Source organism: Primorskyibacter aestuariivivens (assembly GCF_028023675.1).
GTDB lineage: Bacteria > Pseudomonadota > Alphaproteobacteria > Rhodobacterales > Rhodobacteraceae > Marinovum > Marinovum aestuariivivens.
Genome location: NZ_JAQIOZ010000009.1, coordinates 43,344 through 67,319 on the forward strand (window position 1 = coordinate 43,344; position 23,976 = coordinate 67,319).

General features: G+C 62.6%; 20 protein-coding genes. 15 read left to right on the forward strand and 5 right to left on the reverse strand.

What is annotated here, in order from left to right:
• Positions 1-5: 5 nt before the first annotated feature.
• Positions 6-899 (forward strand): TIM barrel protein, encoded by an 894-nt coding sequence (locus tag PGB28_RS11020; RefSeq protein ID WP_271421570.1) that lies wholly within the window; start codon positions 6-8, stop codon positions 897-899.
• 11 nt (positions 900-910) lie between these two features.
• Positions 911-2,068 carry a Gfo/Idh/MocA family protein gene (locus tag PGB28_RS11025; RefSeq protein ID WP_271421571.1) on the forward strand — a complete coding sequence of 386 codons (1,158 nt, stop codon included), beginning with the start codon at positions 911-913 and terminating at the stop codon, positions 2,066-2,068.
• A gap of 30 nt (positions 2,069-2,098) precedes the next feature.
• On the opposite strand, the gene PGB28_RS11030 is transcribed toward PGB28_RS11025, so the two are convergent.
• On the reverse strand, positions 2,099-3,097 hold the full coding sequence (locus PGB28_RS11030) for a LacI family DNA-binding transcriptional regulator (protein ID WP_271421572.1): 999 nt from the start codon (positions 3,095-3,097) through the stop codon (positions 2,099-2,101).
• 158 nt (positions 3,098-3,255) lie between these two features.
• Between PGB28_RS11030 and PGB28_RS11035 the strand changes: the two genes are divergently transcribed.
• The 11 genes from PGB28_RS11035 to iolB all read left to right on the forward strand — a co-directional run bounded on the left by PGB28_RS11035 (position 3,256) and on the right by iolB (position 16,081).
• Complete coding sequence (locus tag PGB28_RS11035; RefSeq protein WP_271421573.1) at positions 3,256-4,284, forward strand: LacI family DNA-binding transcriptional regulator; 1,029 nt, start codon at positions 3,256-3,258, stop codon at positions 4,282-4,284.
• A gap of 164 nt (positions 4,285-4,448) precedes the next feature.
• Positions 4,449-5,243 carry a TIM barrel protein gene (locus PGB28_RS11040; RefSeq protein ID WP_271421574.1) on the forward strand — a complete coding sequence of 265 codons (795 nt, stop codon included), beginning with the start codon at positions 4,449-4,451 and terminating at the stop codon, positions 5,241-5,243.
• 79 nt (positions 5,244-5,322) lie between these two features.
• Entirely contained in the window at positions 5,323-6,264 is a 942-nt protein-coding gene (locus PGB28_RS11045) for a substrate-binding domain-containing protein (protein ID WP_271421575.1), read from the forward strand.
• Positions 6,265-6,345: 81 nt separating this feature from the next.
• Positions 6,346-7,419: an ABC transporter permease gene (locus tag PGB28_RS11050; RefSeq protein WP_271421576.1), complete on the forward strand. Its 1,074-nt coding sequence runs from the start codon at positions 6,346-6,348 to the stop codon at positions 7,417-7,419.
• Positions 7,420-7,432: 13 nt separating this feature from the next.
• Positions 7,433-8,215: an ATP-binding cassette domain-containing protein gene (locus tag PGB28_RS11055; RefSeq protein WP_271421577.1), complete on the forward strand. Its 783-nt coding sequence runs from the start codon at positions 7,433-7,435 to the stop codon at positions 8,213-8,215.
• 134 nt (positions 8,216-8,349) lie between these two features.
• On the forward strand, positions 8,350-9,354 hold the full coding sequence (gene iolG, locus PGB28_RS11060; RefSeq protein ID WP_271421578.1) for an inositol 2-dehydrogenase: 1,005 nt from the start codon (positions 8,350-8,352) through the stop codon (positions 9,352-9,354).
• Positions 9,355-9,357: 3 nt separating this feature from the next.
• A complete protein-coding gene (locus PGB28_RS11065; protein ID WP_271421579.1) occupies positions 9,358-11,259 on the forward strand; it encodes a bifunctional 5-dehydro-2-deoxygluconokinase/5-dehydro-2-deoxyphosphogluconate aldolase in 1,902 nt (633 codons plus the stop codon).
• Positions 11,256-13,088, forward strand: a complete 1,833-nt coding sequence (gene iolD, locus PGB28_RS11070; protein WP_271421580.1) for a 3D-(3,5/4)-trihydroxycyclohexane-1,2-dione acylhydrolase (decyclizing) — start codon at positions 11,256-11,258, stop codon at positions 13,086-13,088. Before PGB28_RS11065 ends, iolD begins: the two co-directional genes overlap by 4 nt.
• A complete protein-coding gene (iolE, locus tag PGB28_RS11075; protein ID WP_271421581.1) occupies positions 13,088-13,987 on the forward strand; it encodes a myo-inosose-2 dehydratase in 900 nt (299 codons plus the stop codon). Before iolD ends, iolE begins: the two co-directional genes overlap by 1 nt.
• A gap of 52 nt (positions 13,988-14,039) precedes the next feature.
• Complete coding sequence (locus PGB28_RS11080) at positions 14,040-15,221, forward strand: phytanoyl-CoA dioxygenase family protein (protein ID WP_271421582.1); 1,182 nt, start codon at positions 14,040-14,042, stop codon at positions 15,219-15,221.
• 53 nt (positions 15,222-15,274) lie between these two features.
• Positions 15,275-16,081 carry a 5-deoxy-glucuronate isomerase gene (gene iolB, locus PGB28_RS11085; RefSeq protein ID WP_271421583.1) on the forward strand — a complete coding sequence of 269 codons (807 nt, stop codon included), beginning with the start codon at positions 15,275-15,277 and terminating at the stop codon, positions 16,079-16,081.
• 187 nt (positions 16,082-16,268) lie between these two features.
• Here the strand turns inward: iolB and PGB28_RS11090 are convergent, their stop codons facing one another.
• Together PGB28_RS11090 and PGB28_RS11095 are read right to left on the reverse strand one after the other, a co-directional pair.
• The gene (locus tag PGB28_RS11090; protein ID WP_271421584.1) at positions 16,269-17,555 is read right to left on the reverse strand and encodes a glycerate kinase type-2 family protein; all 1,287 of its coding nucleotides are present in this window, start codon (positions 17,553-17,555) and stop codon (positions 16,269-16,271) included.
• A 27-nt stretch (positions 17,556-17,582) separates the two neighbouring features.
• Positions 17,583-18,575 (reverse strand): aldose epimerase family protein, encoded by a 993-nt coding sequence (locus tag PGB28_RS11095; RefSeq protein ID WP_271421585.1) that lies wholly within the window; start codon positions 18,573-18,575, stop codon positions 17,583-17,585.
• 216 nt (positions 18,576-18,791) lie between these two features.
• Here PGB28_RS11095 and ilvD point away from each other — a divergent pair, with 216 nt between their 5' ends.
• Positions 18,792-20,627, forward strand: coding sequence for a dihydroxy-acid dehydratase (gene ilvD, locus PGB28_RS11100; protein ID WP_271421586.1), 1,836 nt, complete (start codon positions 18,792-18,794; stop codon positions 20,625-20,627).
• Positions 20,628-20,841: 214 nt separating this feature from the next.
• Positions 20,842-21,603 (forward strand): LuxR family transcriptional regulator, encoded by a 762-nt coding sequence (locus tag PGB28_RS11105; protein WP_271421587.1) that lies wholly within the window; start codon positions 20,842-20,844, stop codon positions 21,601-21,603.
• 564 nt (positions 21,604-22,167) lie between these two features.
• Here PGB28_RS11105 and tsf read toward each other — a convergent pair.
• Positions 22,168-23,049 carry a translation elongation factor Ts gene (tsf, locus tag PGB28_RS11110; protein WP_271421588.1) on the reverse strand — a complete coding sequence of 294 codons (882 nt, stop codon included), beginning with the start codon at positions 23,047-23,049 and terminating at the stop codon, positions 22,168-22,170.
• A gap of 90 nt (positions 23,050-23,139) precedes the next feature.
• The gene (rpsB, locus tag PGB28_RS11115) at positions 23,140-23,913 is read right to left on the reverse strand and encodes a 30S ribosomal protein S2 (RefSeq protein WP_271421589.1); all 774 of its coding nucleotides are present in this window, start codon (positions 23,911-23,913) and stop codon (positions 23,140-23,142) included.
• Positions 23,914-23,976 lie beyond the last annotated feature (63 nt).

Sequence of the window (23,976 nt, forward strand, 5' to 3'; positions counted from 1 at the left end):
AGGGCATGAGCATCTTGATTGGCAATGCGCCCTGTTCATGGGGTGTGGAATTCGCGGATGATCCGCGCAACCCGGGCTGGCGCGACGTGCTGCGCGATTGCGCCGAGTCAGGGTACAAGGGGATCGAACTTGGCCCCGTGGGCTTCATGCCCGAGGACCCGGTCGAGCTGGGCGAGGCATTGGACGAATACGGTTTGACGCTGATTGGCGGGGTGGTGTTTCGACCTTTCCACGACGCAGGCAAATGGGACGAGGTGATGGACGGCGCGGTGCGCACCTGCAAGGCGCTGAAAGCCCATGGTGCCAAGCATTTCGTGCTGATCGATTCCATCTCGCCGCGTCGTGCGCCCACCGCGGGCCGCGCATTCGAGGCCGAGCAGATGGATGATGCGGAATGGGCCGCCTATCGCGACCGGCTTGTCACGGTGGCGCGGATGGGGGCCGAGGAATACGGGCTGGTCCCGGAACTGCACCCCCATGCGGGCGGTTTCATGGATTTCGAGCCCGAGGTGGAGCGCTTCCTGTCCGAGGTGGACGCAGACACAGTGAAGCTCTGCATCGACACCGGCCATTGCACCTATGCGGGGTTCGACCCGGTGGCCTTCATGAAACGCCACATGGACCGCATCACTTACGTGCATTTCAAATCCACCGACGCGGCGGTCAAGGCGCGCTGCATCGAAAACCGCACCGGGTTCTATGATGCCTGCGGACAGGGGATTTTCTGCAATCTCTCCGACGGCGAGGTGGATTTCCCCGCCGTGCGCGATCTGCTGCTCTCGTCTGGTTATGAGGGCTGGTGCACCATCGAGCAGGATTGCGACCCGACGCTGGACCCGGACCCATTGGACGATGCGAAGAAGAACCGCGAATACCTTGAATCCATTGGCTTTGTATAAGGAAGACACCCATGGCCAAACTGAAATGGGGCATGATCGGCGGCGGTGAAGGCAGCCAGATCGGACCGGCGCACCGTCTGGGCGCGGGACTGGACGGCGCGTTTGAGTTCACCGCCGGCGCGCTGGATCACCGGCCTGACGCGGGCCGCGACTATGGCCAGCGTCTGGGGCTAGCAGCGGACCGGGCCTATGGCGACTGGCAGGAGATGCTGAAGGGGGAGCGGGGCCGCGAGGACCGGGTGGATCTTGTCACCGTGGCCACGCCCAATGCCACGCATTTCGAGATCACCAAGGCCTATCTTGAATCCGGCTTCCATGTGCTCTGTGAAAAGCCGATGACCATGACCGTGGAAGAAGGCGAAGAGATTGTGCGCATCGCCCGCGACACGGGGCGCATCTGTGCGGTGAATTACGGCTATTCCGGCTATTCGTTGGTGCGCCACATGAAAGCCATGGTGGCGCGCGGCGATCTGGGGGCCATCCGCATGGTCAAGGCCGAGTTCGCCCATGGCCACCACGCCGATGCCGCCGATTCCGACAATCCGCGCGTGCGCTGGCGCTATGATCCGGCGCAGGCGGGGGTGAGCGCGCAATTCGCCGATTGCGGCATCCATGCGCTGCACATGGCGTCTTTCGTGATCGGGCAAGAGCCGGAAAAACTCAGCGCCGACACCGTGTCCTGCATCGCCAGCCGCGAGTTGGAAGATGACGCGATGGTCAACCTGCGCTTTGATGGCGGCGCGGTGGGGCGGCTTTGGACGTCCTCCATCGCTCTGGGGCGTCAGCACGGGCTGACGCTGCAGGTGTTCGGCGAAAAGGGCGGGCTGCGCTGGTCACAGGAACAGCCCAATCAGCTGTACTGGATGCCGCTGAATGGCCGCGTGCAGACCATTGAGCGCGGCGAGGCCGGGCTTTCGCCCGAGGCCGACCGCACCACCCGCGTCACCATCGGCCATGCCGAGGGGATGCCGCTGGCCTTCGCCAATATCTATGCCGATCTGGCCGAGGCGATCCGCGCCGAGAAGGAAGGCCGCGCCATGGACCCGGCAGCCAACCTCTATCCGCGTGCCGAGGACGGCTTGCGCTCCATGGCGGCGGTGTTTGCGGTGGCACAAAGCGGCAAGGCGGATGGGGCGTGGATGGACGCAAGGCCACCGATGTTCCGGTAGGAGCAACAGCATTCCGAGGCATTGGCAAGATCAGGGCAGGGCGCGCAGCGTGCCCCGCTCGACCAGTTTACAGGGCAACAGCGACATGCCTGGCATCTCGTCCGGCGCGTCGATCCCACGTTGAATGAGGTCAACCGAGCGTTCCACAATCTGCGTCAGCGGTTGCCGGATCGTGGTCAGCGCCACGCGGTCCCAACTGGCCATGGCCATGTCGTTCAATCCCAGAAAACCGATGTCTCCCGGCACATCCAATCCAAGGCTCCGGGCCGCATCCATTGCACCCACCGCAATCACATCATCGCCGCAGAACCAAGCCTCGACATCGGGTCGGGCGGCCTGTGCCGCCAGCATCGCAACACGACCGGCGGCATAGGAATAGGCCTCGGCATAGCGCAGCGCGGGGTTTAAGCCCGCCGCTGTCAGCACATCGGCAAATCCCTTGGCGCGGTCCTGAGTTGTCGCGGCGGATTCCGGCCCGCCAAGGAACCCGATTTTGCGATAGTCCCGCGCCAGCAATGTCTGCGCCGCCAGCGCCCCGGCCCCTGCATTGTCGATACTGACCAGCGCGGTGCGCGGCGATGGCTGGGACCAGCCAAAGGCATGCACCACCGGCAGGCCCGCATCATGGAACACCATGGCAAATTCCGGCGGCAGGGTGGAGGACGCAACGATCACCCCGTCCACGTTATACTGCCGCAACATGCCCAGTGATTTTCCCGCATCGACCTCGTCGCTGAGATTGATCAGCAAAGGGCGCAGCCCCGCATCCTGAATGGCACGGGTGAAATGGTCGAAAATCTCAAGAAAGAACGGGTTGGTGAAATTGTTCGAGATCAGCCCGATCAGCTTGGTCCTTCCGGTCGTCAGGCTGGAGGCCAGCACATTGGGCTGATAGCCAAGCGCGCGCGCCGCTGCCTCAACCTTGGCCCGCGTCTTGGCCGAGACAGACGCCCCCGGCGTGAAAGTCCGCGACACGGCTGATTTCGACACGCCTGCGCGTACGGCGACATCGAGCAAGGTGACGGGCATGCGGGCTCCTGTGTGATGAGGCAGAGTTATCAGACAGGGCTGCACGATGTTTTGCAACCGGTTTCAGGCGGCCATATGCCTACATGACCCAACTTGGCTCTTGCCGATAAGACATCATTCATGATGCAATATGCTGCAGAGCAAGAGGAGATTACACGATGGCACGCAGGCCGACAATCAAGGATGTGGCCCGCGAGGCAGGGGTCAGCCCGGCCACGGTGGACCGCGCTCTCAATGGCCGCACAACCGTGCGCGAGGAAACCCTGCGCAAGATCGCGGATGCCGCCCGCGCCGTGGGCTATCACGGGCGCGGCGTGCTCGATCACCGGTTGGATGCCACGGTGCCGGAGCTTCGGCTCGGGGTGATCCTGCTGAAGGAAAAGCAGGCGTTCTACCAGAGTTTCCGCGCCGAACTGGAACGCGCCCTGTCCGAGCGTTCGGACATTCGCGGCACGCTTGATCTGCGCTTTGCCCAGAGCCAGTCCCCCGAAGAGTTCTCCGACCTCCTGAGCGATCTGGGGCGCCGCTCCGATGCGGTGGCCGCGATTGCCGTGAACCATCTGAGCCTAGACCGCGTCGTGCAGGAGCTCAAGGACAAGGGCGTGCCGACCTTTTCCCTGCTCAATGACTTTGCGCAGGGAATTCGGCGTAATTACATAGGCTTGAATAATATGAAGGTTGGGCGCAACGCGGCCTGGATGCTGGCGCAGGTGGCCAGCCCGGGCAAGCTTGCGATCTTTGTCGGCGGCAATCGCTGGCATGGTCATGACCTGCGCGAGGTCGGATTTCGCGCCTATACACGCGAGAATGCGCCGGGCTATTCGGTGCTGGAGGCGCTGGTCAATCTGGAGACACGGCAGCTGACCTATGAGGCCACGCTCAACCTGTTGGACCGTTATCCGGACCTGCGCGGCATCTATGTTGCAGGCGGCGGGATGGAGGGGGCGATCATGGCGCTGCGCGAAACCCGGCCAGCGGGCAAGGTGGCGCTGGTGGTCAATGAGGTGACGCCGGACAGCCGCGCCGCGCTTCTGGATGGCTATGTCCAGATGATCACCGAAACGCCGCTCCGCGAGGTCTGTGTCACGCTGGTGGACCAGGCGCTGCGGGCACTGGCCGCGCCGGATGCCACGGCCACGGAACAGCTTTTTCTCGACCCGAGGATCATTTTGCCGGAATTGCTGTAATGATGTAAATCCATCATTTTGCACCTGCGGAAAAACATCATGGTTGAGGAAAACTGTCGCGCGATTGATTGACGGAATCGCAAAGCACAGCGCACAAATCCCTACGCATCCCGGGGAGGGGATGGATGTCAGGGGGGACTGCGGTGCACTTTGCGCTCAATCAGATGACTGTGCCGACGATGCCGTTCGGTGACTTCCTGAAACTTGCCCGTGGGCTGGATTGCATGGGCGTCGAGGCGCGCAATGATCTGGACCGTCCGCTCTTTGACGGGATGGACGCCGCCGATGCGGGGCAGATGATCCGGGATCACGGGCTGCGGCTGGTCGGGTTGAGCCAGGTGTACCCTTTCAATAGCTGGTCTGATGAGATCGAGGCGGAAACGCGCGCGCTGATCGACATGGCAAGGGCCTGTGGGGCCGAGACGATCTCGCTCATCCCGCGCAATGACGGCACCCAGACCGGCAATGGCGAACGCCACGCCAACCTGCGTATCGCGCTCAAGGCGATCCGGCCCATGCTGGAAGACGCGGGTCTTGTTGCGCTGGTCGAGCCGCTGGGTTTTCCGCGTTCCTCGCTGCGGTCCAAGCAGGAGCTGGTTGAGACCATTGAGGCGCTGGACGCGGGGGCCGTGTTCCGGATCGTTCATGACACCTTCCATCACGCGCTTGCGGGCGGCGGGCCGATCTTTCCGGCGGAAACCGGGATTGTGCATGTCTCGGGCGTGGCCGATCCGTCGCTGCCGACCGAGCGCATGGAAGACGCCGATCGCGGTCTGGTGGATGAACGCGACCGGTTGGGCAATGTCGCCCAGTTCCGGGCGCTTCTTGAGGCGGGCTATGACGGCCCGGTCTCATTCGAGTGTTTTTCGCCCGAGGTGCACAGACTTTCCGATCCGGAAACCGCGCTGCGTGCCTCGTTCGATTTCATTTCCTCGCATGTGTCGGCCAAGGCCGCATGAACGAGGGCAAACCGCCCCGCCATGGGGCTCCGGCAGAAAAAGGCGGTGAGCCGGCACCGTTTTGGGAGGAACCAAACAGATGAAAAAGACCCTTTTTGCAGCAACCGCGCTGGTGTCCGTGCTGGGCACCTCTGCCTTTTCGCAGGAAATCGGCGCGACGTTTTCGCGGTTCGATGACAACTGGCTGACCGTTCTGCGCAACGGCATGGTTGAATATGCCGGCACCATCGACGGGCTGACCTATCAACAGGAAGACGCGTCCGACGACCTCGCCAAGCAGATCGACCAGGTCAAGAACTTCGTGGCCCAGGGTGTTGACGCGATCATCGTGAACATCGTTGACACCTCCGCAGGTGCCGCGATTTCTGCCGCGGCGGGCGACACGCCGCTGGTCTATGTGAACCGCGAGCCGGACAACGTGAACGAATTGCCGCCGACCCAAGCCTTCGTGGCCTCGAACGAGATCGAATCCGGCACTCTGTCGGCCTTTGAGGTCTGCAAGAACCTGCGCGCCGAGGGGAAAGGCAATGGCGCACGCGGCTATCTAATGAATGGTCAGCTGTCCAACCAGGCGGCGGTGCAGCGTTCCAAGGACGTGCATGACGTGATCGGAATGGACATGTGCAACTTCATGGAAATCATCGACGAGCAGACCGCAAACTGGTCGCGTGATGAGGCCCAGGACCTCATGACCAACTGGATGTCTTCGGGCGAGCCGTTTGACTTTGTGCTGGCCAACAATGACGAAATGGCCATCGGCGCGATCCAGGCGATGAAAGCGGCTGGCATGGATATGGCCGATGTTCAGGTTGGCGGCGTTGACGCCTCGCAGGATGCTCTGCTGGCAATGGCGGCGGGTGATCTTGATGTCACCGTGTTCCAGGATTCGGTGGGGCAGGGCACAGGCTCGATCGACGCGGCGATCAAACTGATCAATGGCGAAGATGTCGACAGCAAGGTTTACATCCCCTTCGTTCTGGTGACGCCGGACAACATGGCTGACTTCCTGGACAAGAACTAAGGGTCGCCTTCGGGTTTTGACACTGCAAGGCGGCGTTCCGCGCCGCCTTGTGCATCCACACGCGCTTTCAGGGAGAAGAGCATGGCTGATACGAGCCACGGCGTAGGCGGGCTGACCTACGACAAATCCAAGCGATCTTTGCCAAATGAACTGAACATCTTTATGGCCCTGATCATCATCGTGGTGATCTTTGAGATCCTGGGCCAGGTCCTGCCCTATATGAACAATCAGAGTTTCCTGTTCGACACGCGTGACCGGTTTGACTCGATCTTCAACGAGGCGCGGCTGCAGATCATCATTTTGCAGGTGGCCATCATCGGCATTATCGCGCTTGGCGTGACGCAGGTGATCATCACCGCGGGCATCGACCTGAGTTCCGGGCCTCTGGTGGCCGCAACCGCCATGATCGCCATGAGTTTCGCCCAGACCGAGACGGTCAACGGCTTTCCGAACCCCAAGGCGCTGTTTGGCACATGGGCCATGGACTTGCCGGTGATCATACCGGTTGTCATCGGGCTGACATTCGGGGCCTTCATCGGGCTGATCAACGGCACGTTTATTGCCTATTTCCGCATCCCGCCCTTCATTGCCACGCTTGGCATGTTCCTTGTCTGCCGCGGCATCGCGCTGTGGTGGTCGGGCGGCAACCCGATCTCTTTCCCCACCGAGGCCTATGCCTGGATCGGCTCGGGCATGATGCCGGTGGTGTGGTTCGTGGTCCTGGCCATCATCTTTCAGTTGATCATGAAATACACCGTCTACGGCAAGCATACCTATGCCATCGGCTCCAATGAGGACGCGGCGCGTATGTCGGGCATCAACGTCAGACGCCACAAGGTGATGGTCTATATGATCGCATCGACGCTGGCGGCCTTTGCGGGGATCGTGCTGAGCTCCAAGGCGGTGACGGCACAGGCAGGTATGGGCGAGTTCTATGAGCTTTTCGCCATCGCCATGGCGGTGATCGGCGGGATCAGCCTTCAGGGCGGGCGCGGCTCGATCATCGGCACCGTTTTGGGCGCGATGGTTCTGGGGGTGATCCGCTCCGGCTTTACCTACATCAAGCTCGACGGCTCATACCAGCTTATGGCCATGGGTGGCATCATCATCGCGGCGGTCATTCTTGACCAGTACCGACAGCGAAGCAAAGCTTGAGGAGGGACATGACATGAGCAACGAGATTGTTCTCAAGACCGAAGACCTGACCAAGCATTATGGCGGTGTCCATGCGCTGGAAGGTGCGAATTTCGAGCTGCGCAAAGGCGAACACGTCGCGATCATGGGAGATAACGGGGCGGGGAAATCCACCTTTGTCCGCCAGATCACCGGGGTCGAACAACGCACGCGCGGCGAGGTCATCTTTGACGGCAAACAGGTGCATTTCGACGGCCCGCTGGACGCGCGCCGCGCCGGGATCGAGACGGTGTTCCAGACACTTGCGCTGGCCGATCACCTCGATGTGCCGGACAACCTGTTCCTGGGGCGCGAAAAGACCAAATTTGATTGGCTGGGTCCGTTCCGGTTGCTGAACTACAAGGAGATGCGTCAGGACACGATGGATGCGTTGCAGAAGACCGGGGTCAAAATTCCGAATATCCGCAACACCATCCAGAACATGTCCGGCGGGCAGCGCCAATGCGTGGCTATCGCGCGCACCGCGACCTTTCATTCCAAGCTGACCATCATGGACGAACCCACGGCGGCGCTTGGCGTTCAGGAAACGGCGCAGGTGGAAAACATCATCCGCACCCTGAAAGAGGCGGGTGAGCCGTTGATCCTCATCAGCCACAACATGCGGCAGGTGATGGATCTCATGGACCGGATCATCGTGTTCCGCCGCGGTCGCATCGTCGCCAACCTCAGGAAAGAGGAAACCGACGGTCAGGACGTGGTGGCCTATATCACCGGCGCCAAGACGCAAGAGGAATACATGGTCGAAGGCGTGACCTGAGCGGCACGCAACCAGACCTGATGATCCCAATGAGATGCCCCGGCGGGGCGTCTCACTTGCTGAGTGTTGCAGCCCGTTTGAACCGGGCACCCCCGTCAGGGCGAAACCACAGACGGGTCAGGAAAGGAAAACCGATGAGTGTGAAATTCGCAGTTCTTGGGGCCGGGCGGATCGGGCAGGTCCATGCCCGCGCGGTGGCTTCGGTCGAAGGGGCCACGCTTGTGGCGGTGTCTGACGCGGTCGAGGCGGCGGCGCGTAAAGTGGCCGACAGCTATGGCTGCGATATCCGCAGCATCGACCAAATCGCGTCCTCGGGCGATGTGGACGCGGTGATCATCTGCACCCCCACCGACACGCATGCCGACCTGATCGAGCAATTCGCCCACGCGGGCAAGGCGGTGTTCTGCGAAAAGCCCATCGACCTGAGCCTGCCCCGCGTGCGCCAGGCGCTGAAGACCGTCGAGGACGAGGGCGGCACGCTCATGGTGGGGTTTAACCGCCGGTTTGACCCGGATTTCATGGCGGTGAAAGCGGCGATTGACGCGGGCCGGGTGGGCGATGTGGAGATGGTCACCATCACCTCGCGCGATCCCGGCGCGCCGCCGCTGGACTATATCAAATCCTCCGGCGGCATCTTCCGTGACATGACCATTCATGATTTCGACATGGCCCGCTGGCTGCTGGGCGAAGAGGTGGAGAGCGTCATGGCGCAGGCCTCGGTTCTGACCGATCCGGCGATTGGCGAAGCGGGCGATTATGACAGTGTAAATGTCATCCTGCGCACCGCCATGGGCAAACAGGCGATCATCACCAATTCGCGCCGCGCCACCTATGGCTATGACCAGCGGATCGAGGTGCTGGGATCGGACGGCATGGTCTCGGCCCGCAACATGGCCGAGGCCAATATCGAACTGGCGGGCAAGGACGGGTTTGCCACGCCGCCGCTGCTCAATTTCTTCATGACGCGCTATGTGGCGGCCTATGCCAATGAAATCGCCGCTTTCGTGGCGTCCGTGGCCGAAGGCGCGGCAACCCCCACCACCGGACATGACGGGCTCATGGCGCTGGCGCTGGCCGATGCCGCTGTTTTGTCGGTGCAAGAGGGACGCGCGGTGAAGGTTTCGGAGATCACGGGATAAGTCATGAGCAAGCCACTTGATCTCATCACCATCGGCCGCTCCTCGGTGGATCTCTACGGCGACCAGATCGGCGGCCGTCTGGAAGATATGGGCAGTTTCGCCAAGTATATCGGCGGCTCGCCCACCAATATCGCCTGTGGCACCGCGCGGCTGGGCATGAAGTCCGCCGTCATCACCGGCGTCGGGGACGAGCATATGGGCCGCTATATCCGCGAACAGTTGATGCGCGAAGGGGTGGATGTGACCGGGGTCAAGACCGACCCGGAGCGGCTGACTGCTTTGGTATTGTTGGGCATTCGGGATGAGGAGCAGTTTCCGCTGATTTTCTACCGCGAGAACTGCGCCGATATGGGGCTGACGGTGGAGGATATCGACCCGGATTTCATCCGCTCGGCCCGCGCCGTGGTGGCCACCGGCACGCATCTGAGCCACCCGCAGGTGGAGGCGGCGACGCTCAAGGCGCTGGAGATTGCGCGCGATGCAGGAATGCAAACTGCGCTCGACATCGACTACCGCCCGAACCTCTGGGGCGTGGCGGGGCATGGCGACGGCGAAAGCCGGTTTGTCGAAAGCGCGGCGGTAACGGCCAAGCTGCAATCGAGCCTGCATCTGTTTGACCTGATCGTGGGCACCGAGGAAGAGTTCCATATCGCGGGCGGCTCGACCGACACAATCGCAGCACTGCGCGCGGTGCGGGCAGTGTCGGACGCGGTGCTAATCTGCAAACGCGGCGCGGCGGGGGCGGCGGCTTTTGAGGGGGTGATCCCTGACAGTCTCGATGACGGCCAGACCGGGCCGGGCTTTCCAATCGAGGTGTTCAACGTGCTGGGGGCAGGGGACGGGTTCATGTCCGGTCTGCTCAAGGGCTGGCTGGATGGCGAGGATTGGCCCACGGCACTCAAATACGCCAATGCCTGCGGCGCTTTCGCGGTGAGCCGCCATGGCTGCACGCCCGCTTACCCAAGCTGGGAGGAGCTTCAGTTCTTCTTTAACCGCGGCATCACGCGCCCCGATCTGCGCAATGATGCAGAGCTGGAACAGGTGCATTGGGCGACCAACCGGCACGGGGATTGGTCAAGCGTGAAGACCTTTGCCTTTGATCACCGCGCGCAACTGGAAGAGATGGCGGGCTACACGCCCGAGAAGGGCGCGGCGTTCAAGGAACTGTGCCTTGATGCCGCGCTTCAGGTCCAGAACGGGCAGGGCGGCTTTGGCATCCTCTGCGACAACCGCATCGGGCGCAGCGCCTTGCACCGCGCCACCGGCACGGGCCTCTGGATCGGGCGGCCCACGGAACTTCCCGGGTCACGCCCTGTGGATTTCGAGCCGGAACTGGGCGAAGACCTTGGCGGATTGCGCGAATGGGCGCGGGAGAATGTGGTCAAGCTGCTGGTCTTCTGCCATCCGGACGATGACGACAAGACGCGCAAGATGCAGGTTGCGCGGGTCAAGCGGCTCTTTACCGCCGCGCGGCGCAACGGATTGGAATTCCTGCTGGAAATCATCCCGTCCAAGGTGGGGCCGGTGCATGGCGAGACCTCAGCCACGCTGATCGGGATGTTCTATGACGCGGGCATCTATCCCGACTGGTGGAAGCTGGAGCCGTTCAGGACCGAGACCGCCTGGAGCAACGCGGTGGCAGCAATAGAGCGCAACGACCCGCGCACGCGCGGCATCGTGGTGCTGGGGCTGGACGCGCCCGAAGCGGAGCTGGCGGCAAGCTTTGCGCTGGCCGCCAAACAACCGCTGGTCAAGGGATTTGCCGTGGGCCGCACGATCTTTGGCGATGCGGCGCGGGCGTGGATGCAGGGTGAGATGACGGACGCCGAGGCGGTGGACATGATGGCCACCCGCTACGCGCGTCTCTGCGAGATTTGGGATACGGCACGGGAGGCCGCGACATGACAGACACAATCCGACTGACTGCCGCACAGGCGCTGGTCAAATATATCGCTGCGCAGATGAACGAGGATGGCGATCCATTCATCGCCGGGTGCTGGGCAATCTTTGGCCACGGTAACGTGGCCGGGCTGGGCGAGGCGCTTTATGCCGCGCGCGAGGACCTGCCGACCTATCGCGGCCACAACGAACAGACCATGGCCCATTGCGCCATCGCCTATGCCAAGCAGCTGCGGCGCAAACGCACCATGGCGGTGACCTCCTCCATCGGGCCGGGCGCGACCAACATGGTGACCGCCGCCGCATTGGCGCATGTGAACCGGCTGCCGGTTCTGTTGCTGCCCGGCGATGTGTTTGCCAACCGGGGCCCCGACCCGGTGCTGCAACAGATCGAGAACCCTGCAGATGGCACGGCGGGCGTGAATGACACGTTCAAGACGGTCAGCCGCTATTTCGACCGGATCACCCGGCCCGAACATCTGCTCACCGCGCTGCCGCGCGCTTTCCGCACCATGACCGACCCGGCGGAATGCGGCCCGGTCACCCTGTCGCTCTGTCAGGACGTGCAGGCCGAGGCCTATGACTACCCGGTGAGCTTCTTTGAGCCAAAGACCTGGCGCCCGCGCCGCATCCGACCGGATGAGGTCGAGCTGGCGGCCATGGCCGATCTGGTGAAATCCGCCAAACGCCCGGTGATCGTGGCGGGGGGCGGGGTGCATTACTCCGGCGCGACCGAGGCGCTGCGCAGTTTTGCCGAGGCGCATAATGTGCCCGTCACCGAGACGCAGGCGGGGAAATCCGCGCTGCCCTGGGATCATCCGCTGAACCTTGGCCCCATCGGCGTGACCGGCGGCGAACCGGCCAACACGGTCTGCGCCGAGGCGGATCTGGTGCTGGGCGTCGGCACGCGTTTTCAGGATTTCACCACCGGCAGCTGGGGGCTTTTCGCCAATCCCGAACGCCGCATCGCCTGTCTCAACGTGGCGGCTTATGATGCGGCCAAGCACAATGCCGCGCCGCTGGTGGCTGATGCCCGTGTCGGGCTTGAGGAACTGGGCGCGGCGCTTGGCGGCCATAGGGCACCGGCAGGTGTGGACGGGCTGAAATCCGACTGGTTCGGCAAGGTCGATCCGCTGACCGATGCCCCCGCCGATAGTAACCAGCTTCCCACCGACATGCAGGTGGTGGGCGCGGTGCAGCGGCAGGCGAATGTGAACACCGTCGCCATGTGCGCGGCAGGCACCATGCCGGGCGAGTTGCACAAACTGTGGAAAGCGGGCAAGCCGGGCAGCTATCACATGGAATACGGGTTTTCCTGCATGGGCTACGAGATCCCCGGTGCCATGGGAATCAAGATGGCCGAGCCGGAGCGCGACGTCATCTGCTTCACCGGCGACGGCACCTATATGATGGCCAATTCCGAGATGGCGACGGCGGCGATGATGGGCATCGATTTTACCGTCGTGGTCACCGACAATCGCGGATTCGGCTGCATCAACCGGCTGCAAATGGGCACCGGCGGGGCCGAGTTCAACTGCCTGCTGGATCACGCAATCGGTGGCGAGAATTCGAAGATTGACTTTGCCGCCCATGCCGCTGCCATGGGGGCCACATCGGTCAAGGTCGGCTCCATCGCCGAGTTGGAGGAGGCGCTGGCGAAACGCCACGAGATCAAAGGACCTTATGTGGTCGTCATCGACACCGATCCGTACCCCTCGACCGAGCATGGCGGCACATGGTGGGAAGTGGGCGTGCCGGAGGTTTCCGGGCGAGACGAGGTCAGGGCCGCCCGGGCAAAATACGAGGCCAACAAGGCCACGCAGAGGGCCGATTGATGGGTGTCAAACTCGGCATATCGCTAATCGCCTGGCAGAATGACGACCTGCCCGAGCTGACCGCCGCCTTCACCACCGAAGGCGCCATGGAGGATGCCGCCGCCATCGGCTACGCGGGCGTCGAGCGCGGGCGGCGTATGCCCGGCGATACAGAGGGGCTGCGCGCCTATCTCGACCGCTACGGCGTGTCGCTCTGCGGCGGCTGGTGCTCGGGCAATCTCATGATCAACGATCTGGAGACCGAGAAGGCCGCGATCCGCGCGCAGGTCGACCAATTCGCGGCGTTGGGCGCGCCCTGCATCGTCTATGCGGAATGCTCCAACACCATTCAGGGCGACCAGACCACCCCGGTCTCGCGCCGCCCCAAGCTGTCGCGAGATGAGGTCATGGCCTATGCCGCCAAGCTGTCGGAACTGGCCAAATGGAGCGCGGGGCAGGGGGTGCCGATCGCCTATCACCACCATATGGGGGCGATGGTGCAGGACGCAGAAGATATCGACTGGCTCATGGAGGGGTCATCGGAGGATCTGACGCTTCTTTATGACACCGGGCACCTGCATTTCGCGGGGGCCGATCCGCTGGCGGTGCTGGACAAATGGGGCCACCGGGTGAGCCATGTGCATGTCAAGGATGTGCGCCAGCCCGTGCTTGACCGGATCCGCGCCGGGGATGGCAGTTTCCTTGACGCCGTGGCGGGCGGTGCCTTTACCGTTCCGGGCGACCCGGAAGGCTGCATCGACTTTGCCGCCGTGATCAACCGGCTCAAGGCGATGGGTTATGACGGCTGGATCGTGGTCGAGGCCGAACAGGACCCGGCGAAAGCGCCGCCCTATGAGTATTCGAAACTGGGCTACGACCATCTGGTCAAACTCTGCAGGAATTCGGGGCTTATGCCCTGATGTCACCGGCCCAAACGGGTCAACACCGCAACCATGAACATCGGAGGTTATCATGGTAGATCAGGAACTTGGATTTGTCGGCTATTTCGACCGGGAGTCCTGTGATCTGGACGAGTTTAAGGTGTTGACCTCGCAGAACCTCACAGCGGCGGATGTGCCGCATGCCGCCGAGATCGTGAAGAACGTGCCGATCTATGACATGGCGGCGCTGCGCCCGGCCTTGGACGATCCGGCCAGACGGCGTGCTCTACTGGCCGAATGGGGGCATGTGTTCCGGTCCTCGGCCGGGGTGATCGCGCTCAAACGCGCCTATGAGGACACCGCGCCCATCGACCGGGCCAGCGAGGTGTTCCGCGAAATCATCGCGGAAGAACGGGCCAGCGCGGCAGGCAAGGGGGATCACTTCGCCGCCTCTGGTGCCAATGACCGGGTGTGGAATTCGCTGCAAAAGCAGTGCCTCAAGGACCCGGAAAACTTTGCCCGCTATTTCGGCAACCCGTCGCTTGCCGCGGCCTGCGAGGCGTGGCTGGGTCCGAATTACCAGATGACCGCGCAGGTCAATCAAGTCCGCCCGGGTGGCAAGGCGCAGACCGCGCATCGCGACTATCACCTTGGCTTCATGAGCGCGGGGCAGGCGGCACGTTACCCGGCCCATGCCCATGAGGTGACGGCGACGCTCACGTTGCAAGGGGCGGTGGCGCATGTGGACATGCCCATCGAAAGCGGTCCAACCAAGCTCCTGCCGTTTTCCCAGCTCTACGCGCCGGGATACGTTGCGTTCCATGACGAGGCGTTCCGCGATCACTTCGAGGACGCCCATGTGCAGGTGCCATTGGAAAAGGGCGACGCGGTGTTCTTTAACCCGGCGCTGTTCCACGCGGCGGGCGAGAATCGCAGCACCGATATCGACCGGATGGTCAATCTGCTCCAAGTGTCATCGGCCTTTGGCCGGTCGCTGGAAAACGTGGATCGGCGCGCCATGTCCGAAGCGCTCTTGCCCGCGCTGGTCCGGCTCAAGCAAGCGGGCGCGATGAGCGCCGCCGAACTGGACGCCGCCATCGCCGCCTGTGCCGAGGGCTACCCGTTCCCGACCAATCTGGACACCGATCCGCCGATTGGCGGGCTGGCCCCGCCCAGCATGGCGGCAATGATGCGCGAGGCACTGGAGGAAGGCTGGACCGAGGCGCAGTTTGCGCAAGCGCTGGCCGACCAACGCGCACGGCAGGCCGCCTGACCCATCTCCCCCGGCGGGACATTCGCCGTGGGACCCCATTTACGGAGACCCCAATGCCCGATCTGCTGCGCAAACCCTTTGGCACCCATGGCAAGGTGCATGACATTACGCCGGAAAGCGCCGGGTGGCGCTATGTGGGCTTTGGCCTCTACCACCTGCGCGCGGGAGATACCGCAGCCGAAGCCACAGGCAACCGCGAGGTGATCCTTGTCATGGTCGAGGGCAAGGCGCGCATCACCGGGGCAGGGCAGGACTGGGGCGTTTTGGGTGACCGCATGAACGTGTTTGAGAAGACCCCGCCACATTGCCTTTATCTGCCAAACGCCACCGAGTGGGAGGCGGTGGCCGAAACCGATTGCGTGATCGCGGTCTGTTCGGCACCGGGCAAGGGCGGGCACGCGCCGCGTCGCATCGGTCCGGACGGCGTCACGCTGACCGAACGGGGCAAGGGCGTGAACACGCGCCATATCAACAATATCGCCATGGAAGGCGAGGACTACGCCGACAGCCTACTGGTCACCGAGGTCTTCACCCCGAACGGCCACTGGTCGTCCTATCCCAGCCACCGCCATGACGAAGACGATTTCCCCCGCATTACCTATCTGGAGGAAACCTATTACCATCGCCTGAACCCCGGCAGCGGCTTTGGCGTTCAGCGCGTCTATACCGATGACGGGCAGCTTGATGAGACCATGGCCGTCAAGGATGGCGATGTCGTACTCGTCCCGCGTGGCCACCATCCCTGTGGTGCACCCTACGGGTTCGAGATGTATTACCTCAACGTCATGGCCGGACCCTTGCGCAAATGGCGCTTCGTGCCCGCGCCCGAGGTCGAATGGATCATGGAACGCGACGGATGATAAGGAGCTGACCGGCGGCGCTCCCCATATTCGCCGCCGGTCTAACCTGGCCCATGCTCACGCCGCGTCGGGCAAAACGGTCTGTACGCATATTTGGCGCGGCGCGGGGAACCGGGTCTTGCAGTTCAACTCCACCTACAAGTCGCGTAATCAGTATTATGTTATTTAAAGATTTATGCAGACGACCTCAGCCTTCGCCCGCTCCATTATCTTTAACCAGTATTGCCCTGAAATCATTCACATTTGTCCCCGTCGGCCCCGGCACGAACAGATCGCCCGCGACATCAAACGCGCCCCAGGCGTCATGGGCCGACAAAACCGCGACCGGATCGGTTCCGGCGGCGCGCATGCGTGTTGCGCTCTGACCTTCGGCAAAGGCACCCGCATTGTCCTCGGAGCCGTCGATGCCATCCGTGTCTGCAGCCAGAGCCGCGACACCGCCCAAGCCGTCAATCGCCGTGGCAAAGGATAACAGGAATTCGCTGTTGCGTCCGCCGCGCCCGCCGGTATCCCGGATCGTCACCGTGGTTTCGCCGCCGGACAGGATGACCACGGGCGCTGTAAATGGCCGGTTCCGTGTGGCCACTTCGCGGGTGATCGCAGCGTGGACCAGCCCCACATCGCGCGCTTCGCCCTCGATGGCGTCCGACAGGATCACGGCGGGCACGCCGCGCCGTTCTGCCTCTTGCGCGGCGGCTTCCAGCGACAGGCGCGCCGAGGCGATGACCCGTGTTTCGGTATTCGCAAACACAGCATCCTTGGGGTTCGGTGCGCGCGCTGCTTCGGTCGCCAGATGCGCGGTGATCTGGTCCGGCAAGGCGATTTTATAGGCCTCGATCAGCGCCCGCGCGTCCTCCAGCGTGCTGTGGGATGGCACGGTCGGCCCGCTGGCCACCTCCGCCGGATCATCGCCCGGCACATCGGACACCACCAGCGACAGCACCCGTGCGGGGTACGCGGCGGCCGCCAGACGCCCGCCCTTGATCCCGCTCACATGTTTGCGGATCGCATTCATCACACCAATCGGCGCGCCCGAGCGCAACAGCGCCTCGTTCAGCGCCTGTTCATCGGCAAGGCCAAGCCCCTCTGGCGGGCTGGCCAACAGCGCCGATCCACCGCCACAGATCAGCGCCACCACCAGATCATCGGATGTCAGGCCGGACGCCGCGTCCATCAGCGCCGCGCTTGCCGCGAGACCGGCTTCATCCGGTACTGGATGAGCGGCTTCCAACACCCTGATATGTTTGCAGGAAACGGCATATCCGTAACGCGTCACGACAACGCCTTCCAGCGGTCCGTCCCAAAGCTCCTCGAACGCTGCGGCCAGTTGCGCCGCACCTTTGCCCGCGCCCACGACGATGATACGCCCCTTGGGCCGCTCGGGCAGATGCGCGCGCAGCGCCTCTTTCGGGTCCGCCGCCGCAACCGCCGCATCAAAGAGGGAAATAAGGAAATCCCGATCCTGTTCTGTCATGATTGCCCTGTGCCTCGCATCCGGAAATCAGCTTGCACGCTTGCGCGCATGGAAACGCGAGACCTGCCGATAGGTCTCACCGGGGCCAAGCGCGATGGAGGGAAACGCCGCGTGATTAGGCGCATCGGGCCAATGCTGCGGCTCGATCGCGATCCCGGCATAGGGGCCATAGCTGCGCCCGTCATGGCCGGTTTGCGGCTTCAGGCCCGAACCGTCATAGACTTGCAGCCCGGGCTGGTTCGTCTCGATCAACAATTCGGCCAAAGAGCCGCGCAAGGTGCAGACCCGGCGCAGACCATCGGCAGGCCGCAGGCAGAAATTGTGATCCAGCAACCCGTCGCCCTCTTCAACCACCTTGCGCATGGTGCGGAAGTCGAACCTCGTCCCGGCCACGGCCTCCGGCGTGCCCAGCGGGATCAGACGGTCGTCCACCGGCAGGTACGTATCCGCCTCGATCTGCAAGCCATGCTCCGCAACCGGCTCCGGCCCCAGCGTCCAGTAGCTGTGATGCGCGGGGTTGCAAAAGCTGGCCTGATCGGCGGTGCCCTCGATCTCAAGCCGCAATGCGCCATCGGCATCAAGGCTATAGGTCGCCCGCAGATGCACAGGCCCGGGCAACCCGCCTGCCCCGTCCGGATGGCTGCGCAGGAATGTGACGCTGATCTCATCGGCGCTGTCCACAGTCCAATTGCTCAGCGACGTGCCGCCAAGCCCGCCATGCAGCGCCGTGAAGCCCTTTTCATTGCGTTCCAGCTCGATCCCCCGACCATTCAACGGCGCGCGCCCGTCTGCAATCCGGTTGGCGATGGGACCGGCGATGCCGCCGAAATGGCGCATGTGATCTGGGTATGGCTCAAACGCCGGATGCCCCAGCACCAATGACTGCGCCACCCCGTCGATGCGCATATCCTGTAGCGACGCGCCCCAGCTCATCAGACGCGCGGTGGTGCACGCGCGTTCCAGCGTGACGCGCAGGACCGGCGACCCGTCCGGGGCGGTTCCAAATTGTTCCTGTGTCATAAATCGTCTCCCCGCGCGCCTCGTTTTCCCGGCATTTCTGCCTTGGGCGCCTTTGCGCACAGAGTGCCCAGAGGATGGTGGAAATGGCAAGCCTGCTGGCGCTTGCGCACCGGTGAACACGAACAAGCCACAAAACCCGCCGTTGTGACGTCCTGTTTCCCTTGCGTTTGCCGCGTTAATCCTTAGGTATTCGCAAAATTCGCCAGGGAGATCATCATGCCGCATTATCGTTCCAGAACCACCACCCATGGCCGCAACATGGCCGGTGCCCGCGGGCTTTGGCGCGCAACCGGCATGACCGATGATGATTTCGGCAAGCCGATCATCGCCATCGTGAACTCCTTTACCCAGTTCGTGCCGGGTCACGTGCACCTCAAGGATCTGGGCCAGATGGTGGCGCGCGAAGTGGAAAAGGCTGGTGGCGTCGCCAAGGAATTCAACACCATCGCGGTGGATGACGGTATCGCCATGGGCCATGACGGGATGCTCTATTCCCTGCCCTCGCGCGAGGTGATCGCCGACAGCGTGGAATACATGGTCAACGCCCATTGCGCCGATGCCATGGTCTGTATCTCGAACTGTGACAAGATCACGCCCGGCATGCTGATGGCGGCCATGCGGCTGAACATCCCGGCGATCTTTGTCTCGGGCGGCCCGATGGAAGCGGGCAAGATCGACATCGCCGATCTGGACATGAAGAAAATCGACCTTGTCGATGCCATGGTCGCCGCGGCAAGCGATACCATGACCGACGATCAGGTCCAGCATATCGAGGAAAACGCCTGTCCGACTTGTGGGTCGTGCTCGGGCATGTTCACCGCCAACTCGATGAACTGTCTGGCCGAGGCCTTGGGTCTGGCGCTTCCGGGCAACGGTTCGACCCTGGCCACCCATGCGGACCGCAAGGCGCTGTTCCTTGAAGCGGGCCGCCGCATTGTGGAGATCACCAAACGCCACTATGAGCTTGACGAGAAAGGCTTTCTCCCGCGTGAGATCGCCACGTTCGACGCCTTTGAAAACGCCATGAGCCTGGATATCGCCATGGGCGGCTCCACCAATACGGTGCTGCACCTTCTGGCCATCGCGCATGAGGGCGGCGTGGATTTCACCATGCAGGATATCGACCGGCTGTCGCGCAAGGTGCCGTGCCTCTGCAAGGTCGCGCCCAATATCGAGAATGTGCATATGGAAGACGTGCACCGTGCGGGCGGGATTTTCTCGATCCTCGGAGAACTGTACCGCGCGGACCTTTTGCACGGCCATTGCGCCACGGTGCACACCCCCTCCATGGCCGAGGCGATCAATCACTGGGATATCGCCGTGGCCAACAACCCCGAGGCCGAGGCGCTGTTCAAAGCGGCCCCCGGCGGTGTGCGCACGACGCAGGCCTTTAGCCAGGACAACCGCTACAAGGAGCTGGACAAGGACCGCAAAGGCGGCGTGATCCGCTCCAAGGAGAATGCGTTTAGCCAGGATGGTGGTCTTGCGGTGCTGTTTGGCAATATCGCCGAGGATGGCTGTATCGTGAAAACCGCCGGTGTGGACGCGTCCATTCTGAAATTCACTGGCAGCGCCTATGTCTGCGAAAGCCAGGATCAGGCGGTGAGCGATATCCTCACCGGCAAGGTCAAGGCGGGTGATGTGGTGGTGATCCGCTACGAGGGCCCACGCGGCGGCCCGGGCATGCAGGAAATGCTCTATCCCACCAGCTATCTGAAATCCAAAGGGCTGGGCAAGGAATGCGCGCTCCTGACCGACGGCCGCTTCTCCGGCGGCACTTCGGGGCTGTCCATTGGCCACGTCTCGCCCGAAGCGGCCGAAGGCGGCACCATCGGGCTGGTCGAGCAAGGTGACGTGATCGAGATCGACATTCCCAACCGCTCGATCCAGCTCAAGGTCGATGACGCAACGCTCGCCGCCCGCCGCGAGGCGCAGGAGGCCGCCGGCTGGAAACCCGCGCAGCCGCGCAAGCGCAAGGTGTCCACCGCGCTCAAGGCCTATGCCAAGCTGACCACATCGGCCGCCAAGGGCGCGGTCCGCATGCTGGACTGACCTTCTTTCTGCCGGGGCAAATCCGCGGTCCAACCGCCCTGCCCCGGCACGATGACAGAAGCACTCCCAAGCCATTCCTGCCCTTTCATTTTTCTGGACAGGGCCGCGTGATCCTGTCTAAAGATAAAGGGACCCGGAGCCACTTGCAGCCGGGTGCCCATATTTTGATGAATGCCTTTTGATCCTGTGCCGCGCCCAAGGAGAGCTTGCCTCTATGCAAACCTTTCGGAACCAGTATCTGCTGGACCTGACCAATGCTCCGAGCATCGAGGTCCTGTGGGACATGCATACCCGGAAGATGGCGGAATATGGGTTCGACCGGCTGCTCTACGGCTTTACCTACTACCGGACGGAAACTTCGCTGGGTGATCCCAATGATTTCCTGATGCTGACCAATCACGACCCGGCCTATACCGATGAATTCGTCGGCAAGGAACTCTACAAGAACGCGCCCATGACCCGTTGGGCGATGGAAAACGAAGGCGTGGCGTCGTGGCGGCTGATTGGCGAGATGGCCGAACAGGGCGCGCTGACCGATCAGGAAATGGCCGTCGTGGGCTTTAACCAGAAGATGGGTGTCACTGCCGGGTATACGATTTCTTTCAAGGCGGTGTCGGCCCGCTCCAAAGGCGCAATTGCCCTGACCGCAAAACGCGGCATGAGCCAGACAGATGTCGAAGAGATCTGGGCCGAAAAAGGCAATGAGATCGTCGCCATGAACAATGTGGCGCATCTCAAGATCCTCACCCTGCCCTTTACCGGTATCGGCAAGAAACTGACCGCGCGCCAGCGTGAGGCGCTGGAATGGGTGGGCGACGGCAAAACCACGCAGGACATCGCGCTGTTGATGGGGCTGACGCCCGCGACGGTGGAAAAACACCTGCGTCTCGCGCGCGAGGCGCTGAACGTGGAAACCACGGCGCAAGCCGTGCTCAAGGCCGCGTTCCAGAACCAGATGTTCGTGCTCGACCTCTGAGGCGCGAATCTGCCCGCTCAATCGCACCGGCGCCTAGATACCTCATGCCGCGGTCTTTCGCGAAGCCCCGAAACGTCCGGCATCGCAAGTGTGATTTCCCTCACAGCTATCGGTTTTTCTTATGCCCCAAAGCGCTTTAGCCGGGAAGCACGGCCGAGGGTACGGAAAACCGTACTTTCGTGACGTGGGGTAAATGGGGCAATCTACAGATGTTCCGTGAGTGGTGGCTTTAGCCAGGGAACGTCAGGACAGTGATCCTTGAGATTGCAAGGCAACGCCGTTCTGCCCGGGAAACCGGAGGTCGGCTGGCAGTGAATTTCTCCATTGCCGGTCGGCCAATCGGGCCATTCTGTCTCATCCCCATTGTCCGGGATGGCCCATCATAAATCGGGGCTGGTTGTCGCGACCAGCCCCGCATCTCGTGCGATCCAACGACACCTCATATACACACGATTTCTTTTGAAGAAATCGGTCCGGAAACTTTGAAAGTTTCCGGTGACCTCGGCGCAGAAACAAAAGGGCCCGCCAACCGGCGAGCCCTTCCACATCGTCTGAGACGAAAACTTAGCCCTGAGCGGCCTTGGCCACTTCTGCGGCGAAGTCTTCTTCTTTCTTCTCGATGCCTTCACCCACTTCGAGGCGGACATAGCCGAGGATTTCCACGCCAGCCGCCCTGGCCGCCGCTTCCACGGTGTTGTCGGGATCGACGACAAACGCCTGGTTCAGAAGCGTGATCTCGGCCAGGAATTTCTTCATGCGGCCTTCGATCATCTTCTCGATCACCTGCTCCGGCTTGCCGGATTCGCGGGCGATGTCGATCTGGATCTGACGTTCTTTTTCCACCACAGCCGGGTCCAGCGCCTCGACATTCAGCGCCTGGGGGCGCGGGTCGGCGGCGGCGACGTGCATCGCGACCTGCTTGCCGAACGCTTCGTTGTCACCGGACAGCGCGACCAGAACACCGATCTTGCCCATGCCGGGCGCAGCCGCGTTGTGCACATAGGACACCACGGAGGCACCTTCGACGGTTTCCATGCGACGCAGCGACATGTTCTCGCCGATGGTGGCGATCTTGTCGGTGATCACCTCGGAGACGGCTTTGCCGCCCATGTCAGCTGCGGCCAGCTCTTCCACGTTCGACACACCCAGAGCGGCGTTGGCGATGCCCGACACCATGTCCTGGAATTCAGCGTTTTTCGCCACAAAGTCGGTTTCCGAGTTCACCTCGACAACCACACCCTTGCCACCTTCCACGGCGACGGCCACAAGGCCCTCGGCGGCGGTACGGCCGGATTTCTTGGCGGCTTTCGCCAGACCCTTGGTGCGCAGCCAGTCGATGGCCGCTTCCATGTCACCGTCGGTCTCGGTCAGCGCTTTCTTGGCATCCATCATGCCCGCGCCAGTCATTTCGCGCAGTTCTTTTACCTGTGCAGCTGTGATCGCCATATCGGCTCTCCTCATGTCAAATGGTCTTGGGGGCAAAGTCTCCCCTGCCCCCTGATCAGAAATGCATGTCACGCGTGTGACAGCCGGGGCTTACCCTTGGGCGGGCGCCTCTTCGGCCACGGCTTCCTCAACGGGAGCCTCTTCCATCGCGCCAAGGTCAACGCCTGCGGCACCCAGCTGGGCCGACATGCCGTCAAGGGCTGCGCGGCTGGCCAGATCGCAATAGAGCGAGATGGCGCGCGCGGCGTCGTCGTTGCCGGGGATGATGTAATCCACACCGTCGGGCGAGCAGTTGGTGTCAACCACAGCCACAACCGGGATGCCCAGCTTGTTGGCTTCGGCCACGGCCAGCGCTTCTTTCTTCACGTCAATGACAAAGAGAAGATCCGGGGTGCCGCCCATTTCGCGGATCCCGCCGAGCGAGGCCTGCAGCTTGGCCTGGTCACGTTCCATGCCCAGACGCTCTTTCTTGGTCAGACCTTCTGCGCCACCGGCCATCTTTTCGTCGATTTCTTTGAGACGGTTGATCGACTGCGAAACGGTTTTCCAGTTGGTGAGCGTACCGCCCAACCAACGGTGGTTCATGTAATATTGCGCGCATTTCTCTGCGGCTTCGGCCACGGGGCCGGAGGCCTGACGCTTAGTGCCGACAAACAGCACGCGGCCGCCCTTGGCGACGGTCTCGCGGATCACGTTCAGAGCCGCGTCCAGCATCGGGACGGTCTGGGTCAGGTCCATGATATGGATGCCGTTACGCTGGCCATAGATGAACTCGCCCATACGGGGGTTCCAACGCTGCGTCTGGTGGCCAAAGTGAACGCCAGCTTCGAGCAGCTGACGCATGGTGAACTCGGGAAGAGCCATGCTTCTTTTCCTTTCCGGTTTGCGCCTCGGCACGGGATGAGAAGCGGATGCTTCAACCGGTGG

Excerpts from the sequence above, each read along its gene's own strand:
- PGB28_RS11035 (WP_271421573.1), top strand. The coding sequence starts at position 3,256 with ATGGCACGCAGGCCGACAATCAAGGATGTGGCCCGCGAGGCAGGGGTC.
- PGB28_RS11065 (WP_271421579.1), top strand. The coding sequence starts at position 9,358 with ATGAGCAAGCCACTTGATCTCATCACCATCGGCCGCTCCTCGGTGGAT.
- PGB28_RS11055 (WP_271421577.1), top strand. The coding sequence starts at position 7,433 with ATGAGCAACGAGATTGTTCTCAAGACCGAAGACCTGACCAAGCATTAT.
- PGB28_RS11045 (WP_271421575.1), top strand. The coding sequence starts at position 5,323 with ATGAAAAAGACCCTTTTTGCAGCAACCGCGCTGGTGTCCGTGCTGGGC.
- PGB28_RS11095 (WP_271421585.1), bottom strand. The coding sequence starts at position 18,575 with ATGACACAGGAACAATTTGGAACCGCCCCGGACGGGTCGCCGGTCCTG.
- tsf (WP_271421588.1), bottom strand. The coding sequence starts at position 23,049 with ATGGCGATCACAGCTGCACAGGTAAAAGAACTGCGCGAAATGACTGGC.
- PGB28_RS11040 (WP_271421574.1), top strand. The coding sequence starts at position 4,449 with ATGACTGTGCCGACGATGCCGTTCGGTGACTTCCTGAAACTTGCCCGT.
- rpsB (WP_271421589.1), bottom strand. The coding sequence starts at position 23,913 with ATGGCTCTTCCCGAGTTCACCATGCGTCAGCTGCTCGAAGCTGGCGTT.
- PGB28_RS11025 (WP_271421571.1), top strand. The coding sequence starts at position 911 with ATGGCCAAACTGAAATGGGGCATGATCGGCGGCGGTGAAGGCAGCCAG.
- iolB (WP_271421583.1), top strand. The coding sequence starts at position 15,275 with ATGCCCGATCTGCTGCGCAAACCCTTTGGCACCCATGGCAAGGTGCAT.
- PGB28_RS11105 (WP_271421587.1), top strand. The coding sequence starts at position 20,842 with ATGCAAACCTTTCGGAACCAGTATCTGCTGGACCTGACCAATGCTCCG.
- iolE (WP_271421581.1), top strand. The coding sequence starts at position 13,088 with ATGGGTGTCAAACTCGGCATATCGCTAATCGCCTGGCAGAATGACGAC.
- PGB28_RS11030 (WP_271421572.1), bottom strand. The coding sequence starts at position 3,097 with ATGCCCGTCACCTTGCTCGATGTCGCCGTACGCGCAGGCGTGTCGAAA.
- PGB28_RS11020 (WP_271421570.1), top strand. The coding sequence starts at position 6 with ATGAGCATCTTGATTGGCAATGCGCCCTGTTCATGGGGTGTGGAATTC.
- iolG (WP_271421578.1), top strand. The coding sequence starts at position 8,350 with ATGAGTGTGAAATTCGCAGTTCTTGGGGCCGGGCGGATCGGGCAGGTC.
- iolD (WP_271421580.1), top strand. The coding sequence starts at position 11,256 with ATGACAGACACAATCCGACTGACTGCCGCACAGGCGCTGGTCAAATAT.
- PGB28_RS11050 (WP_271421576.1), top strand. The coding sequence starts at position 6,346 with ATGGCTGATACGAGCCACGGCGTAGGCGGGCTGACCTACGACAAATCC.
- ilvD (WP_271421586.1), top strand. The coding sequence starts at position 18,792 with ATGCCGCATTATCGTTCCAGAACCACCACCCATGGCCGCAACATGGCC.
- PGB28_RS11090 (WP_271421584.1), bottom strand. The coding sequence starts at position 17,555 with ATGACAGAACAGGATCGGGATTTCCTTATTTCCCTCTTTGATGCGGCG.
- PGB28_RS11080 (WP_271421582.1), top strand. The coding sequence starts at position 14,040 with ATGGTAGATCAGGAACTTGGATTTGTCGGCTATTTCGACCGGGAGTCC.